Genomic DNA, 14,986 nt, shown 5'->3' with positions numbered 1-14,986 from the left:
TTGTGTCATCCTTTTTTTATACTAGCTGTAAATACGTTTATACATATAGGAGTAATGATATGTTTAAAATTGGATACCGTACAGTAAAAACAGCAATAGGGACAGGCGCGGCAGTTTTTATTGCTCAGTTATTAGGGTTGGAATTTTATAGTTCAGCAGGTATTTTAGTTATTTTATGTGTACAAAATACGAAGCGCAAATCGCTTCAAGTGTCGTTACATCGTTTTCTAGCTTGTGTATTATCAATGGTATTCGCGTTTTGTATTTTTGAAACGATCGGCTATACACCACTTGCAATTAGCATATTGTTACTTACATTTATTCCGACTGCAGTAATGCTTAAAATTCAAGAAGGCATTGTCACGAGTTCAGTTATTGTTATGCATCTATATTCATTGAAGCAAATTACATGGCTTATAGTTGGAAATGAAATTGCTATATTAACGATAGGGATTAGCGTGGCGTTATTAGTAAATATGTATATGCCGAGTAGTGAAAATAAGCTAAAAGAGTATCAGGATAAAATAGAGAGCAATTTTAAAACGATTTTGTTTGAAATGGTTGTGTATTTACGAAATCGAGAAAGTAGTTGGAGTGGGGCAGAGCTCATTGAAACCGAGAATATGTTAAATGAAGCAAGAGATTTATCGTTTAAAAAACTTGAGAATGCATTTATGCGAGAAGATGATTATTACTATCGTTATTTTAATATGCGTATGCAACAATTCGAAATTTTAGAGCGAATGATACCACTAGCAGCTTCTTTATCATGGACATATGAACAAGCTGATATGATTGCAGATGTTGTTGAAAACATTGGTAATGCTATTAGCCCTGAGAGTACTGGCGTTATTTCCTTAAGGCAGCTTCAAGAAATGAGGGAATTATTTAGAGACATGCCATTACCAGCTACACGCGAAGAATTTGAGATACGTGCGAAACTTGTTCAACTTGTGTATGAAATGGAACAATATTTACTCATTAAAAGTCGCTTTAAGGGAAAGGATAATATAAAAGAACTTATATAGAAGGTAGGAATTATCTATGCCGTATCTTCTCTCTATCATATTATGTCTTTCTTTATCGCCGATTTGGCCTCTTGGGGATAATCCACGTGCCGGAGATCCTTTTATTATTGTAAATAAAGCAACGAATAAATTAGCTTACATTGACGATGGAAAGATTCAAAAGGTTTTTCCAGTAGCGACAGGGAAAACGAATGAATTAACTCCAGAAGGAACTTTTGATGTTGTAATGAAAGCGAAGGATCCGTATTATATTGCGAAGGATATTCCAGGTGGGTCGCCAAAAAATCCACTTGGGTCAAGGTGGATTGGATTTAATGCAAGAGGAACTGATGGAAGTAAATATGGAATACATGGAACAAACCAACCGAGTTCAATTGGAAAGTATATTTCACAAGGGTGTATAAGAATGAAGAAAAACGATGTGGAATATTTGTTTGATCGCATTCCAATTGGAACGAAAGTATGGATTGTGAAATCGAAAAAATCATTTCAGCAATTGGCAAAAGAAAAAGGAGCCGTTGCATATGAAAAAGCCAACGAAAAGGTTGGCTTTTTCTATTATAATAAGTTGTCTTGACATGTGTACATAACCGTGCGTTAATGAGAATATAGAAAGATAAAATTAGATAAAGGGGTTGCTCATATGTACTTGAATCCAAAACTTTCGTATATGCAGTTTTTTATGGGATTTCTATTTGTTATTACATTCATATTGGCAACTTTTAATATATGTTCTTATCTTGTAGCGATTGTATGTATGGCATTACTTAATCTAACTTTTGTTATTGGAGCATTTCAGCAGAAACAGTATACAAGTTTTGTAATAGCACTTGTAATGTCATTTTCCTTTAGTATTGTAGCGATTGTGTTTTATATAAAATAAACCATCTCGATGTCGAGATGGTTTATTTTGTCATGTGTGAAAAGTAAAAAAAGGACGAACACATCGCCCTTTTTACCAAAACATACTCGCGCCAGCAAGTAATGTTGTTACAAGCATAGAAATCAGCATCACATAAACCATAACTTTTTGAGCTTTTTTATGCATCGTTATACCTCCTTGCAAATCAGTACAATTTCATTGTAACGAGAAATGAAATTATGGACAAGGGGAGAGTGAGGACAAAATTCGGGAGGGGATTGCAAAATATAACAGGAAATTTGAGTGTGTATAGAGAATATAGTAAAAGGGTATATTGTTAATTTTTAGTTGGGCAAGCTGAAGAATGGAGATACGATGATGAAAATATACGAAACAGATCGTTTATACTTAAGGGAAATTGATGAGTCGTATGCTGAAACAGTTCTTCAATATTACGACAGAAATCGTGAATTTTTAAAAGCTTGGGAAGAGTATAGACCGGATGATTTTTTTACGCTAGATTATCAAAAGAAAAAGTTGCAAAAGGATAGAAAAGAGTTCGAAGAAGGGAAAATCATCAGACTATGGATTTTTAAAAAGGGTGATGATACGAAAATAATTGGGTGTATTTCATTTAATTTAATCGTTCGTGGCATTTATCAATCTTGTGTACTCAGTTATAAATTAGATAAAGCAGAGTTAAACAAAGGGTATACGACAGAAGCGCTTAGAAAAGCAATTCAAGTTGCTTTTGGGGAATTTCAGTTACATCGTATAGAAGCTCCGATTATGCCTCGTAATTTAGCATCTATACAAGTAGTAACGAAGATAGGTTTTCAATATGAAGGCGTGTCTAGGAAGATGTTAATGGTAAATGGCGTGTGGGAAGATCATATGCGCTGGGTATTGTTAAATGAGTAATAGAAAGCAGATGGTTATCTAGACATGTAAACCATCTGTTTTTTGTCTTGTATTTCGAAACTTTTGCGAAATTCTGTTATAATTAATAGTGTTACATACATAATGGTAGTGCAGGAGGCGCAGTCTTATGATTAATCAAGAACGTTTAGTAAATGAATTTATGGAATTAGTACAAGTAGATTCAGAAACGAAATTTGAAGCAGAAATCTGCAAAGTATTAACGAAGAAATTTACAGATTTAGGTGTAGAAGTATTTGAAGATGACACAATGGCTGTAACTGGTCATGGTGCAGGTAACTTAATTTGTACTTTACCAGCAACAAAAGATGGTGTTGATACAATTTACTTTACTTCTCATATGGATACAGTAGTTCCTGGTAATGGAATTAAGCCTTCTATTAAAGATGGATATATCGTATCAGATGGTACAACAATTTTAGGTGCGGATGATAAAGCTGGATTAGCATCAATGTTCGAAGCAATCCGTGTTTTAAAAGAGAAAAATATCCCTCATGGTAAAATAGAATTTATTATTACAGTCGGAGAAGAATCAGGTCTTGTTGGTGCAAAAGCATTAGACCGTGAGCGTATTACAGCGAAATATGGCTACGCATTAGATAGCGATGGAAAAGTTGGTGAAATCGTTGTTGCAGCTCCAACACAAGCGAAAGTGAACGCAATTATTCGCGGGAAAACAGCTCACGCTGGTGTAGCGCCGGAGAAAGGTGTATCTGCAATTACTATCGCAGCGAAAGCAATTGCGAAGATGCCACTTGGTCGCATTGACTCTGAAACGACTGCAAATATTGGACGTTTTGAAGGTGGTACACAAACGAATATCGTTTGCGATCATGTACAAATCTTTGCAGAAGCTCGTTCTTTAATTAATGAGAAAATGGAAGCACAAGTTGCGAAAATGAAAGAAGCATTTGAAACAACTGCAAAAGAAATGGGAGGTCATGCAGACGTTGAAGTAAACGTTATGTACCCAGGGTTTAAATTTGCTGATGGTGATCACGTTGTAGAAGTTGCAAAACGTGCAGCTGAAAAAATTGGTCGTACACCTTCTCTTCACCAAAGTGGTGGCGGAAGTGATGCAAACGTAATTGCAGGACATGGTATCCCAACAGTTAACTTAGCGGTTGGTTATGAAGAAATTCATACAACAAACGAGAAGATTCCTGTTGAAGAATTAGCAAAAACAGCAGAATTAGTTGTTGCAATTATTGAAGAAGTAGCGAAGTAATGGAAAATAAAAAGCGTGTAAATCAATTATGATTTACACGCTTTTTATTTTGATTCGATTGCTTTGACAAGACGTATAAGCGAATATAAGAAAAACTATGGAAGTATATACGTTGTTGCTACATGTACTAGACGAGGGAATAACCTTAACGTATTCATATTGAAAATCGGAAGTAGTAAATAATTAATTGCAATGATTAATATAACTACAAGGAATGTATAGTTGAGTTTATCCCGCTATTTGTCGGACAGTAAGACCCCTACCTCAAAATTCAGCGAAAGTAAAGAAGTTAGGTGGGGGCCCTGCTGCCCGTAAAAGTCCGATTAGTGAGAGTTGATTAAAGTTTCGATTTATATCGATTATAAAAAAGAACAAGTAATTATTATAACTATTGTGCAAAATTTGATATAATAAAAGAACGAACGTTCTGATTAGGGAGTGAGTACTATGCGAGAAATGTATCCGAAAAATGGTCGTGTTATTTTACATGTAGATATGAATTGCTTTTTCGCATCTGTTGAAATTGCTCATGATCCATCATTACAAGGAAAGCCATTAGCGGTTGCTGGAAATGAAAAAGAGAGAAAAGGAATTATTATAACATGTAGTTATGAGGCGAGAGAATACGGAATACGTACGACGATGCCCCTTTGGGAAGCGAAAAGGTTATGCCCGCAATTAGTTGTAAGGCGTCCTAATTTCACATTATATCGCGAAGCTTCATTTCAAATGTTTCAAGTCCTTTCTCGTTTTACAGAAAAGATACAACCAGTCTCAATAGATGAAGGATATTTAGATATTACAGATTGCTACGCACTTGGTTCGCCTCTTGAAATAGCAAAGATGATTCAACAAGCACTATTAACAGAGTTGCAGCTTCCGTGTAGTATCGGAATCGCTCCAAATCTTTTCCTAGCAAAAACAGCTTCTGATATGAAAAAACCTCTCGGTATTACCGTACTTCGAAAACGTGATATTCCAGAAATGATTTGGCCACTTTCAGTTGAAGCAATGCATGGGATTGGAGAAAAAACAGCTGAAAAATTAAATGAAATTCATATACATACAATTGAACAGTTAGCGAAGGGAGACGAGCATATCATTCGCGCTAAAATTGGCAAGCACGGTATTGATTTACAAAAGCGTGCAAAAGGTACGGATGATAGGGAAGTGGATCCGAGTCAAATGGGCCAACATAAAAGTGTCGGTAACTCGATGACTTTTTCAAAGGATATGGATGAAGAGAAAGAATTACTTGATATGTTAGAACGGTTATCAAAATCAGTGAGTAAAAGATTACAAAAGCGAACCCTTGTCAGCTATAATATTCAAATTATGATTAAATACCATGATAGGCGAACAGTAACACGGAGTAAGCAATTGAAAAATGCAATTTGGGAAGAACGCGATATTTTTCAAGCAGCATCCCGTTTATGGAAGCAACATTGGGATGGTGATTCCGTTCGTTTACTAGGTGTTACAGCTACTGAAATAGAGTGGAAGACAGAATCGGTGAAACAATTAGATTTATTTTCATTTGAAGAGGATGCGAAAAAAGAACCACTACTTGCTGTCATTGATCAAATTAACGATAAGTATGGAACACCGATTTTACAACGAGGTAGTCAACTACTACGTAAGCAAGAGAAGTCGTTTCAACAAAAGTTAGAAAATAAGTTTATGTAGAAGGTGTCATGAAGTAGTAAAATCATGACACCTTTCCTAGTTAACTCGCTTCTAAATTTAAAGAAGTCTTCCATCCAGCTCCAGTAACGCCAGATTCTAATAGCATTCTACTTACTATTTTTTCAATTAAGATAGCCGCATTTGTCTTGCAATGTAATGTAGCCTGTATACACACCTTTTGATTAGAATCTACGTCTTCACTATACAACTCTTTTAAACCGATTCCTTCTGTACTTACCATATGCATAAGTAAAAAACGAATATGTGCTTCATTTTCTTCTGAACAAGTAAGGGAAAGTAAGTAGTTCGTTTGTTCTGGTGATTCTTCTTTTGATTTTTTATTCATAAAAAGAGCAATTGGGCGAAGAAGTATATTTGCTAGTAACACGCCGGCTGCACCTAATATAGCTGCAACGAGGAAACCGGCGCCTGTAAGAGTACCGACAGCAGCTGCACACCATAAAGTAGCTGCTGTATTTAGCCCTCTAATACTAAAACCATCGCGGATAATAACGCCACCCCCTAAAAATCCAATACCACTAACGACTTGAGCAGCAATGCGGGATGGGCTAGCATCATGATCAAGCATGACGGATAATAAAACAAATATACAGGCACCAAGTGATACGAGAGCATTTGTCCGTAACCCAGCCATTCGGTGTCTCCATTGTCTTTCCATTCCAATGCAAGCTCCTACAATAATTGCTATAACTAACCTGAATACAATGTCGTACCATACCATCATGGTCACCTCCATATATAATATGTGTTATGTTTTTTAGAATGAGCGGGGGATACCCACTCATTCTTATTTTTACAACCAGCTATGAAACTTTTTAATATAAAGCTTTTTCAGGAATTGTGTTAAAAAAGCGTAGCCTAATAGTATTCCTACTAACCAAGGGAAATAGTTAAGTGGCAATGCTTGTAAACCAACGGCTGCACCAAGTGGTGAGAATGGAATATAAATCCCGATTGCCATAATAAGAGCGGTTAATAAAACGACTGGTGTTGATGCAGTGCTTTGAATAAATGGAATCTTTTGTGTTCTTATCATGTGAACAATTAAAGTTTGTGTTAACAACCCAACGACAAACCAACCGGACTGGAATAATGATTGCTCGCTCGGTGTATTTGCACCAAATACATTCCACATGACTACGTATGTGATAATATCAAATATAGAACTAATTGGGCCGATACAAATAATGAAGTTTCGTAAGTTTGCAGTATCCCATTTTCGTGGTTTTTCTAGAAACTCTTTATCCATTTTGTCCCATGGAATAGAAAGTTGTGAAATATCATAAAGTAAGTTTTGAATTAAAAGATGAATGGCAAGCATCGGTAAAAAAGGAATGAAAGCACTTGCTACTAACACGCTAAACACATTACCGAAGTTAGAGCTAGCTGTCATCTTAATATATTTTAAAATATTTCCGAATGTAGTACGTCCTTCTAAAATCCCTGCTTCTAATATAGTTAAACTTTTTTCGAGTAGAATAATATCGGAAGCTTCTTTCGCAATATCAGTAGCAGTATCAACAGATATTCCGACATCAGCTTCACGTAATGCTACAGCATCGTTAATGCCGTCTCCCATGTAACCTACAGTGTATCCATTTCCTTGTAATGCGTGTATAATACGAGATTTTTGCATGGGATTAAGCTTCGCAAATACAGTCGTTTCTTCGGCAAGTTTTGCTAATGCTTTATCTGGTAAAGAATCAATCTCGTAACCGAGGATTGGTTCGCAGATATCTAATCCAACTTCTTTACAAACCTTTCTTGTAACAATTTCGTTATCGCCAGTTAAAATTTTCACTTGTACACCATGTTTTTGTAATGCTTGAATTGCAGCTGCTGCAGATGGTTTCGGTGGATCTAAAAAGCCGATATATCCAGCGAGAATCATATCAGTTTCGTCTTTTACTGCGTACTCTGTATCATTTATTCTTCTATCTTTTTTATAAGCCACAGCAATAACCCGCATACCTTCACTATTTAGTGTCTCACTTATTTTTTTGACATTTGAACGTATTTCCTCGGTGAGTGGAATGATTTTTTCATCCACTTCAGTGTAGTTACAAATTGATAAAATTTCTTCTACGGCACCTTTACAAACCATTGTATGTTCACCTGAAATATCCTTTACGATGACTGACATACGCCGGCGGGCGAAATCGAATGGAATTTCATCTAGCTTTTGAAAAGCTGATGGATTAAATGTATTGTTTTCCTCTGTATGCTTAATAACAGCTTTATCTATTAAATTTTTCAATCCAGTTTGATAGAAACTATTTAAATAGGCAAATTGCAAGACGCGATTGCATTCATTTCCCTTGGGATCTAAGTGACGAACAAGGACAACTTTATCTTCTGTTAAAGTTCCGGTTTTATCTGTACAAAGAATGTTCATAGCACCTAAGTTTTGAATAGAATTTAGCTGTTTTACAATTACTTTTTGTTTAGACATTTTAACGGCACCTTTAGCTAAATTAGCAGTTACAATCATTGGTAACATTTCAGGTGTAAGGCCAACAGCGACGGCAATAGCGAAGAAGAAAGCTTCTTGCCAATCACCTTTTGTGAATCCATTAATGAGAAGGACAATAGGTGCCATAATAAGCATGAATGTAATTAAGAGCCAGCTTACTTTGTTTACACCTTTATCAAAGCTTGTTTCTACACGCTTTCCAATTACCTTATTGGCTAAAGAGCCGAAATACGTATCGGTACTTGTTGAGATGACAACAGCTTTTGCGCTACCACTTACAATATTTGTTCCCATGAAACAAAGGTTTTCCATATCGAGTGGATTGTAATTTTTTTTCATGTTTGTCGGTAAGATATGCTTATTTTCTGTATGGTAGCAGTGTTCGTATTTTTCTACAGGAAGTGCTTCCCCTGTTAAAGAAGATTGATTAACAAATAAATCTTTAGCGGATACAATACGCACATCAGCTGGAATGATATCACCGGCTGAAAGGGAAATGATATCGCCAGGTACAAGTTCCTCAATTGGAATTTCTGTTGTGTAATTTCGATTTAAATTCGTTACATTTTTTGTTTCATGTACAAATCCATTTATTCTAAATACGCTTGCAGTTGTTCGAACCATAGCTTTTAACTTATCGGCAGCTTTTTGAGAACGAAATTCTTGGGAAAACCGAATTGTTGCACTAAGTAGTACCATTGCAGATACGACAATTGTTCCTTGCATATCATCCGTGAAAAAGGAGAGTGCTCCAAGAGCTAATAAAACGAAAATAAATGGATTTTTAAATGCCAACAGAAATTGAATGTACCACGGCGCCATTTTATTATGAGCTATTTCGTTCGGACCATATAAAGAAAGTCTACGAGACGCTTCTTGTTTAGATAATCCATCTTGTGTTGTTTCTAAAAGTTTTAACGCAGAGCTTACATCTTGTGTTGCAACCTCCACTAATAATTCGTTATTTGTTTTCATGCTATCTTGCTCATAAGCATGCTTTGTTTCTTGTCTTTGTAAATTAAACATCGGTAGTTCCTCCTCTGTCATGAAGGAGGAAACAATCTGTTACCTAACTATTTGAAATGGTGAGGAACAGTTTCTTTCCTACCTACATGATGAAATATGAATGTAAAACGTATGGGTATCTGGGCCGAATCATCAATTGCCAACTGTTCCTCACCTCCGTACAATTTAGTAGTTTCTGAATATGCTATGTTTGTTTCATAGTAAGGTGCATATAGACGTAAAAAGACCTTTACTCAAAACGAGTAAAGGTCTGAATTCGCAGTTAAAAGAGTCCACAACAAAGACTGTTAGTAGACATAAATAAAAACAGTTTTTGTGTATGACAAAATACATGCACCTCTCCCTCGTTGAGTTTTAGCACTGTATAGCATAGGTACTGAAACCAGCTACATTAAAAAAGGCCTTCATTCCGACCTTTCCTGTTGACCCATTGGCGTCTCTCGACATTTTTGGGCAGCAGCGTTTCTCTATACAGGAGCCTCACCTAACAGAGACCATATTCAATTACATGTTGAATGTTAGCACTGTAAAATCGTAGTGTCAATATCTTTTTATCTGTGTTTTTAAAATATTAAATGGATTTATAATAGATATATGGGATGAAATGTATGATATTGATTATGAATAATATGGAAAATAAATATTTTTATAAAAGGGGAATTTGTAATGGTACCACAAAATTTTATTATAAATATTGAGAATCAAAAATAGAAAACAAATTGTTTCTTTTGCGCTACAAGCAAAAGAGTTATTCAATAAATCAAGTGAAAAGATAATTTTAGATGAGTTTGATCAAAGTATGTATACAGACTTTTGGACGGAATATAATCATTTGCTAAATAAGTATAAATAAAAAAGCACTGTAACCAGTGCTTTTTTATTATAAATTACGAGATTGTAGGGTTTTCAAATATAACAATCTCTGAACTGTTTGTAGTTGAAACACGTTGGGCGTAATATGTTAAAGCTGAAGAAATATATGCTGGTAACGTATCATTTGTATGTGATGTTGTATATTCATGGATTAATTCCTTTAAAGTTGTCCATTCTAATTGTGCTGGGTGATCAGACACGAAAGAACTTACCCAGCGATCAAATGAAGATGAAAAATCAGTTTGTAAACGAAATACTTCTTTCATAATAAAACGCTCCCTTAAAATGTAGTATAATTATTTTAACACAAAACACGAACGATAGCTAAATTTTTTGAGTATAACGTTCGTGTTATATAGTTGTCTAGATGTTTGGTTATGTAAATTCAATTTGCCATTTGAAATAACATTCCGTAAGATGAGAGATAGAGTATATTTAGAGCTGGAGGAAAGAAAGTGGAATTTGTATTTTTAGGAACTGGTGCAGGTGTTCCTTCAAAAGGAAGGAACGTTTCAGCAATTGCTTTACAATTGTTAGAAGAACGAGGACAAACTTGGTTATTTGATTGTGGCGAGGCCACGCAACATCAAATATTACATACATCTGTACGTCCGCGCCGCATTGAAAAAATATTTATTACGCATTTACATGGCGATCATATTTTTGGATTGCCTGGTTTATTAGGTAGCCGTTCATTTCAAGGAGGAACTACGCCTTTAACGGTGTATGGACCGAAAGGAATTAAACAATTTATTGAAGTGGCATTATCGATAAGTACGACACATGTGAAATATCCACTTGAAGTTGTGGAGATAACAGAAGAAGGTACCGTATTTGAAGATAATGAATTTTATGTAGAAACGAAAAGATTGTCACACGGTATAGAATGCTTTGGATATCGTATTGTAGAGAAAGATATACAAGGTGCTCTTTTAGTTGATAAGTTGCTTGAGATGGGTGTGAAACCAGGTCCAATCTTTAAACGTTTAAAAGATGGTGAAGTAGTTGAATTAGAGGATGGCACGATATTAAATGGAAATGAGTTTATCGGCCCACCTCAAAAAGGAAGAATTATTACTATCTTAGGTGATACGCGATATTGCGAAGCGAGTAGGGAGCTTGCGCAAGATGCAGATGTACTTGTCCATGAAGCGACTTTCGCAGCAGAAGATGAGCAACAAGCGTATGATTATTTTCATTCTACATCTAAGCAAGCTGCGAGCATTGCACTTCAGGCAAATGCGAAGCGACTAATATTAACTCACATTAGTTCTCGCTATCAAGGAGATACATATAAGGAATTATTGAAAGAGGCTAGAGAGTTGTTTTCTAATACAGAAATAGCGACAGATTTGAAATCATTCCCAGTAGAAAAATAATAATTTTGTAAAAAATGGTAACGGTGGGTTACCATTTTTTTATGTCTAAAAAAATTTAAAAATAAAACTGTTATTATTTTATACTTATACTTGGATGATACAGAAAATTAGGATGCTTTGAATATATAGGATAAAAATACGAAATAATGATTATTTAGAAAAACTGTTATATAAGTCAGATGACATACAAGTGATACAAATAGCAGAAATGGAATTTTATTCAGAACTTTTAAAATTCAACAAAAGTAAGCGTTTTATAAAAAACAAGCTATAATGAGGGCAGATTATAATTTATGATAAGTCGCATGTATTTTAGTCATTATCGTAACAAGTGAAGTTGACTAAATCATGAGAGAGTAACACGAGAATTATAATAGGAAAGATATTACTATTATTTGTCATAAGTCTTTTTCACTTTTTAGCTAAACGATATGATTAGCAAGTGTAGCTATTGCGAGTTCCTTAGTAGAAGCTTTTTATTAATAAGGTGGTGGAGATTTAATTGGTACACCACTCTTTAAAAGAGTTCAGAACATCAGCAGGTAGTCTAGGCGGAATAGCGGGTGCAAATTTAGTTGCATTAGCAATGGTTATATCACTTGTTTATGCTATGCTTGCAATGGCTTCTGTGTTAAACTTTGGATTGCTACCAGACTTTATTCTGGATTATCTTGTATCATTTTTAAATGAAAATAATGCTAAGATTCTTATGTATTATGATAACTGGTATTATTTCAGGTTATATTGGATTACTTTTATTCAAAAACTATCCAATTCGTACAGCAGAACAAATTCGTGGTACAACTGGAAAAGCGATAGATGTAGCAGCTTAATAGAATAGTAGAATAAATTTTTTCATAGAGGTTTAGGGGGAGTTATGATGAAGTATCGCTCAGTATTTGATATTATCGGTCCAGTTATGATTGGACCATCAAGTTCACATACAGCAGGCGCAGCAAGAATGGGGCAAGTTGCTCGCCAGCTGTTTCGTCATGAACCAGAAAGAGTAAGCATTTCGTTATATGGATCATTTGCAAAGACGTATCGAGGGCATGGTACGGATGTAGCACTAATCGGTGGAATATTAGGATTTGAAACAGATGACTTACGTATTCCAGAGGCGCTAGAAATAGCAAAAGAGCGCGAAATTGAAGTGGAATTCATTGAAGAAGATGCCAATGCACCTCACCCAAATACAGCGAGAATTCGTTTGTATAAAGGTGAAGATGAAATTGAAGTTGTTGCTTGCTCAATTGGTGGCGGTAAAATTGAAGTTGTAGAATTAAACGGATTCGATCTTCAATTATCAGGCACGAGCCCAGCACTACTTATTGTAAATAACGATCGCTTCGGTGCTATTGCAGCGGTAGCTTCAATCCTTGCGAAACATGAGATTAACATTAGTACAATGAGTGTTTCTCGTAAAGAAAAAGGAAGAAGAGCGCTTATGGTCATTGAAACAGATGAATTATTAGCAGATGAAGTGATTGAAGAAATAAAAGCGCAACAAAATATTTGTCAAGTAACTATTATGGAATAATTGCAGGGGGGACACACCATGTTTCGGAACGCAGCGGAACTAGTGGCGCAAGCTAAAGAACAAAATGTAAAAATCGCAGAAATTATGATTCAATGTGAAATGGAAACAAGAAGTATTTCACGTGAAGAAGTAATTGCTGGTATGGAAAAGAACTTAGTCGTGATGGAGCAAGCAGTAGAACGTGGTATTCGCGGCGTGAAATCACCAACTGGTTTAACTGGTGGAGATGCTGTAAAAGTTCAAGCGTATATGAAGAGTGGAAAAGGCTTATCAGGAGATACGATTTTGGACGCAGTAAGCAAAGCTGTTGCAACAAATGAAGTAAACGCGGCGATGGGAATTATTTGTGCAACACCAACAGCAGGGTCTGCTGGAACAGTGCCAGGTGTACTATTTGCACTAAGAGAAAAATTGCAGCCTACACGTGAAGAAATGATTGAATTCTTATTTACAGCAGGAGCTTTCGGTATGGTTGTTGCGAATAACGCTTGTATTTCTGGTGCAGCGGGAGGATGCCAAGCTGAAGTTGGTTCAGCAAGTGGAATGGCGGCTGCAGCCGCAGTTGAGATGGCTGGTGGAACACAAGATCAAGCAGCTACAGCGATGGCAATTTCATTAAAGAACATGCTTGGTTTAGTGTGTGATCCTGTTGCAGGACTTGTAGAAGTACCTTGTGTAAAACGTAATGCAGCAGGAGCTGCGAATGCGATGATTTCAGCAGATTTAGCATTAGCTGGTGTAACGAGTACAATTCCATGTGATGAAGTAATTGAGGCAATGTTTAGAATCGGACAAACGATGCCAGTAGCACTTCGTGAAACAGCAGAAGGTGGACTTGCAGCAACGCCGACTGGTCGTCGCCTGCAAGAAGAGATTTTTGGGAAGAACAATAACTAAGTGTAATTATAGAAAAAGGAGCTCAAATAAACTTGAGCTCCTTTTTCTATTTTTCTTTTGTTAGTTGTTCTAATGTTTTTCCAAGATTATGTGATCGTTTCGTTGCCTGTGTAATACAAGAAATAAGTGCTTGTTGAAATTTATGTTCTTGTAATACTTCAATACCTGCTTCGGTAGTTCCACCAGGAGAAGTAATTTCCTTTCTCAAAATAGAAGGGTGTTTGTCACTTGCTTTTAGCATTTCAGCAGCACCAATCATCGTTTGAAGAATAAGTGATTTTGCAACATCTTCTTTTAAACCGATTTTTTTTGCAGCTTCTTCCATAGCTTCCACTACGTAATAAATATAAGCAGGTCCACTTCCGGATAATGCAGTGACAGCATGCATATCTTCTTCCTCTACAACAGAGACGAGACCAATCGTTTCAAATAAAGATGTTGCAGTGCGAATATGCTCCGCTGTTGCATGTTTTGAAGGGGAGATAGCGGTAGCTGATTTTAAAATGGCTGCGGATGTATTTGGCATTGCACGAATAATTGGAACGTCTTTTTGAAGTAGTTTTCTAATTGAGTCAGTAGAAACACCTGCTAGTAATGAAATAATAAGCACGTTATTATTTATGTATTCTTTAAAAGGGGTAAGCGCCTCTGCAACATCCTTTGGTTTCATTGCTAGAAAAAGAATATTTGCATCAGTAAGTAATTCTTTTTTATTATGAGTACCTTTGACACCGTATTTTTTATGTAGCTCTTGTAATCTTGTCTCGTTAGAACGATTACTTACAGTAATTTGTTCACCTTTAACGACATTTGCATGTAACAAGCCACCAATAATAGCTTCGGCAATAGAGCCTGCACCGAGAAAGGAAATGTTTTGAATAGACATGATGTTCCTCCTTTAATTTTGGTTAGAAATTCTTATAAATGTACATACATTCGTTTTTTTATAGGAAACACCTCTTTTTATCTGAAAATAATGACAAATATATATAGAAGTTGTAAACTGAAGAAGTATTCATTTTTGAACCGGAAAG

The 14,986-nt window shown here is 35.8% G+C and carries 14 protein-coding genes, 1 pseudogene and 1 riboswitch; of the genes and pseudogenes, 10 read left to right on the top strand and 5 right to left on the bottom strand.

Annotated elements, in window-relative coordinates; all coding sequences use genetic code 11:
• Positions 1-59 precede the first annotated feature (59 nt).
• The 3 genes from GD442_RS20035 to GD442_RS20025 all read left to right on the top strand — a co-directional run bounded on the left by GD442_RS20035 (position 60) and on the right by GD442_RS20025 (position 1,911).
• Entirely contained in the window at positions 60-1,028 is a 969-nt protein-coding gene (locus GD442_RS20035; protein WP_000472671.1) for an aromatic acid exporter family protein, read from the top strand.
• Between the two features lie 16 nt (positions 1,029-1,044).
• Complete coding sequence (locus GD442_RS20030) at positions 1,045-1,605, top strand: L,D-transpeptidase (RefSeq protein WP_001146566.1); 561 nt, start codon at positions 1,045-1,047, stop codon at positions 1,603-1,605.
• Between the two features lie 66 nt (positions 1,606-1,671).
• Positions 1,672-1,911, top strand: coding sequence for a DUF3894 domain-containing protein (locus GD442_RS20025; RefSeq protein WP_000281167.1), 240 nt, complete (start codon positions 1,672-1,674; stop codon positions 1,909-1,911).
• A 72-nt stretch (positions 1,912-1,983) separates the two neighbouring features.
• Here the strand turns inward: GD442_RS20025 and prli42 are convergent, their stop codons facing one another.
• A complete protein-coding gene (gene prli42 / locus GD442_RS20020) occupies positions 1,984-2,076 on the bottom strand; it encodes a stressosome-associated protein Prli42 (protein WP_000549040.1) in 93 nt (30 codons plus the stop codon).
• Positions 2,077-2,265: 189 nt separating this feature from the next.
• Here prli42 and GD442_RS20015 point away from each other — a divergent pair, with 189 nt between their 5' ends.
• From GD442_RS20015 to GD442_RS20005, 3 genes are all read left to right on the top strand, one after another.
• Positions 2,266-2,811: a GNAT family N-acetyltransferase gene (locus GD442_RS20015; protein WP_001987197.1), complete on the top strand. Its 546-nt coding sequence runs from the start codon at positions 2,266-2,268 to the stop codon at positions 2,809-2,811.
• A gap of 127 nt (positions 2,812-2,938) precedes the next feature.
• Entirely contained in the window at positions 2,939-4,057 is a 1,119-nt protein-coding gene (locus GD442_RS20010; RefSeq protein ID WP_000609803.1) for a tripeptidase T, read from the top strand.
• A 447-nt stretch (positions 4,058-4,504) separates the two neighbouring features.
• On the top strand, positions 4,505-5,743 hold the full coding sequence (locus GD442_RS20005) for a DNA polymerase IV (protein ID WP_001208858.1): 1,239 nt from the start codon (positions 4,505-4,507) through the stop codon (positions 5,741-5,743).
• 40 nt (positions 5,744-5,783) lie between these two features.
• On the opposite strand, the gene GD442_RS20000 is transcribed toward GD442_RS20005, so the two are convergent.
• Both GD442_RS20000 and mgtA read right to left on the bottom strand, forming a co-directional pair.
• Positions 5,784-6,485 carry an MgtC/SapB family protein gene (locus GD442_RS20000; RefSeq protein WP_000262342.1) on the bottom strand — a complete coding sequence of 234 codons (702 nt, stop codon included), beginning with the start codon at positions 6,483-6,485 and terminating at the stop codon, positions 5,784-5,786.
• A 72-nt stretch (positions 6,486-6,557) separates the two neighbouring features.
• Positions 6,558-9,263 carry a magnesium-translocating P-type ATPase gene (gene mgtA, locus GD442_RS19995; protein ID WP_141551339.1) on the bottom strand — a complete coding sequence of 902 codons (2,706 nt, stop codon included), beginning with the start codon at positions 9,261-9,263 and terminating at the stop codon, positions 6,558-6,560.
• Between the two features lie 331 nt (positions 9,264-9,594).
• A riboswitch (M-box (ykoK) riboswitch) is annotated at positions 9,595-9,762 on the bottom strand.
• A 210-nt stretch (positions 9,763-9,972) separates the two neighbouring features.
• Between mgtA and GD442_RS19990 the strand changes: the two are divergent.
• Positions 9,973-10,116: pseudogene (locus GD442_RS19990) on the top strand (DNA polymerase IV); the annotation flags it as partial.
• A gap of 34 nt (positions 10,117-10,150) precedes the next feature.
• On the opposite strand, the gene GD442_RS19985 reads toward GD442_RS19990, so the two are convergent.
• Positions 10,151-10,402, bottom strand: a complete 252-nt coding sequence (locus GD442_RS19985; protein WP_000665709.1) for a DUF3932 family protein — start codon at positions 10,400-10,402, stop codon at positions 10,151-10,153.
• A gap of 189 nt (positions 10,403-10,591) precedes the next feature.
• Between GD442_RS19985 and rnz the strand changes: the two genes are divergently transcribed.
• The 3 genes from rnz (at position 10,592) to sdaAA (ending at position 13,952) form a co-directional block, all read left to right on the top strand.
• A complete protein-coding gene (gene rnz / locus GD442_RS19980) occupies positions 10,592-11,515 on the top strand; it encodes a ribonuclease Z (RefSeq protein WP_000397439.1) in 924 nt (307 codons plus the stop codon).
• Between the two features lie 880 nt (positions 11,516-12,395).
• A complete protein-coding gene (sdaAB, locus tag GD442_RS19970) occupies positions 12,396-13,055 on the top strand; it encodes an L-serine ammonia-lyase, iron-sulfur-dependent subunit beta (protein ID WP_000877445.1) in 660 nt (219 codons plus the stop codon).
• 18 nt (positions 13,056-13,073) lie between these two features.
• Positions 13,074-13,952: an L-serine ammonia-lyase, iron-sulfur-dependent, subunit alpha gene (gene sdaAA / locus GD442_RS19965; RefSeq protein WP_000489461.1), complete on the top strand. Its 879-nt coding sequence runs from the start codon at positions 13,074-13,076 to the stop codon at positions 13,950-13,952.
• Positions 13,953-13,998: 46 nt separating this feature from the next.
• On the opposite strand, the gene proI is transcribed toward sdaAA, so the two are convergent.
• Complete coding sequence (proI, locus tag GD442_RS19960; protein WP_000027249.1) at positions 13,999-14,838, bottom strand: pyrroline-5-carboxylate reductase ProI; 840 nt, start codon at positions 14,836-14,838, stop codon at positions 13,999-14,001.
• Positions 14,839-14,986 lie beyond the last annotated feature (148 nt).

This window comes from Bacillus sp. A260, from assembly GCF_009861435.1.
GTDB lineage: Bacteria > Bacillota > Bacilli > Bacillales > Bacillaceae_G > Bacillus_A > Bacillus_A cereus.
Note: the sequence above shows the minus strand (reverse complement) of the source record. Positions and strands in the feature narration are given on the sequence as shown.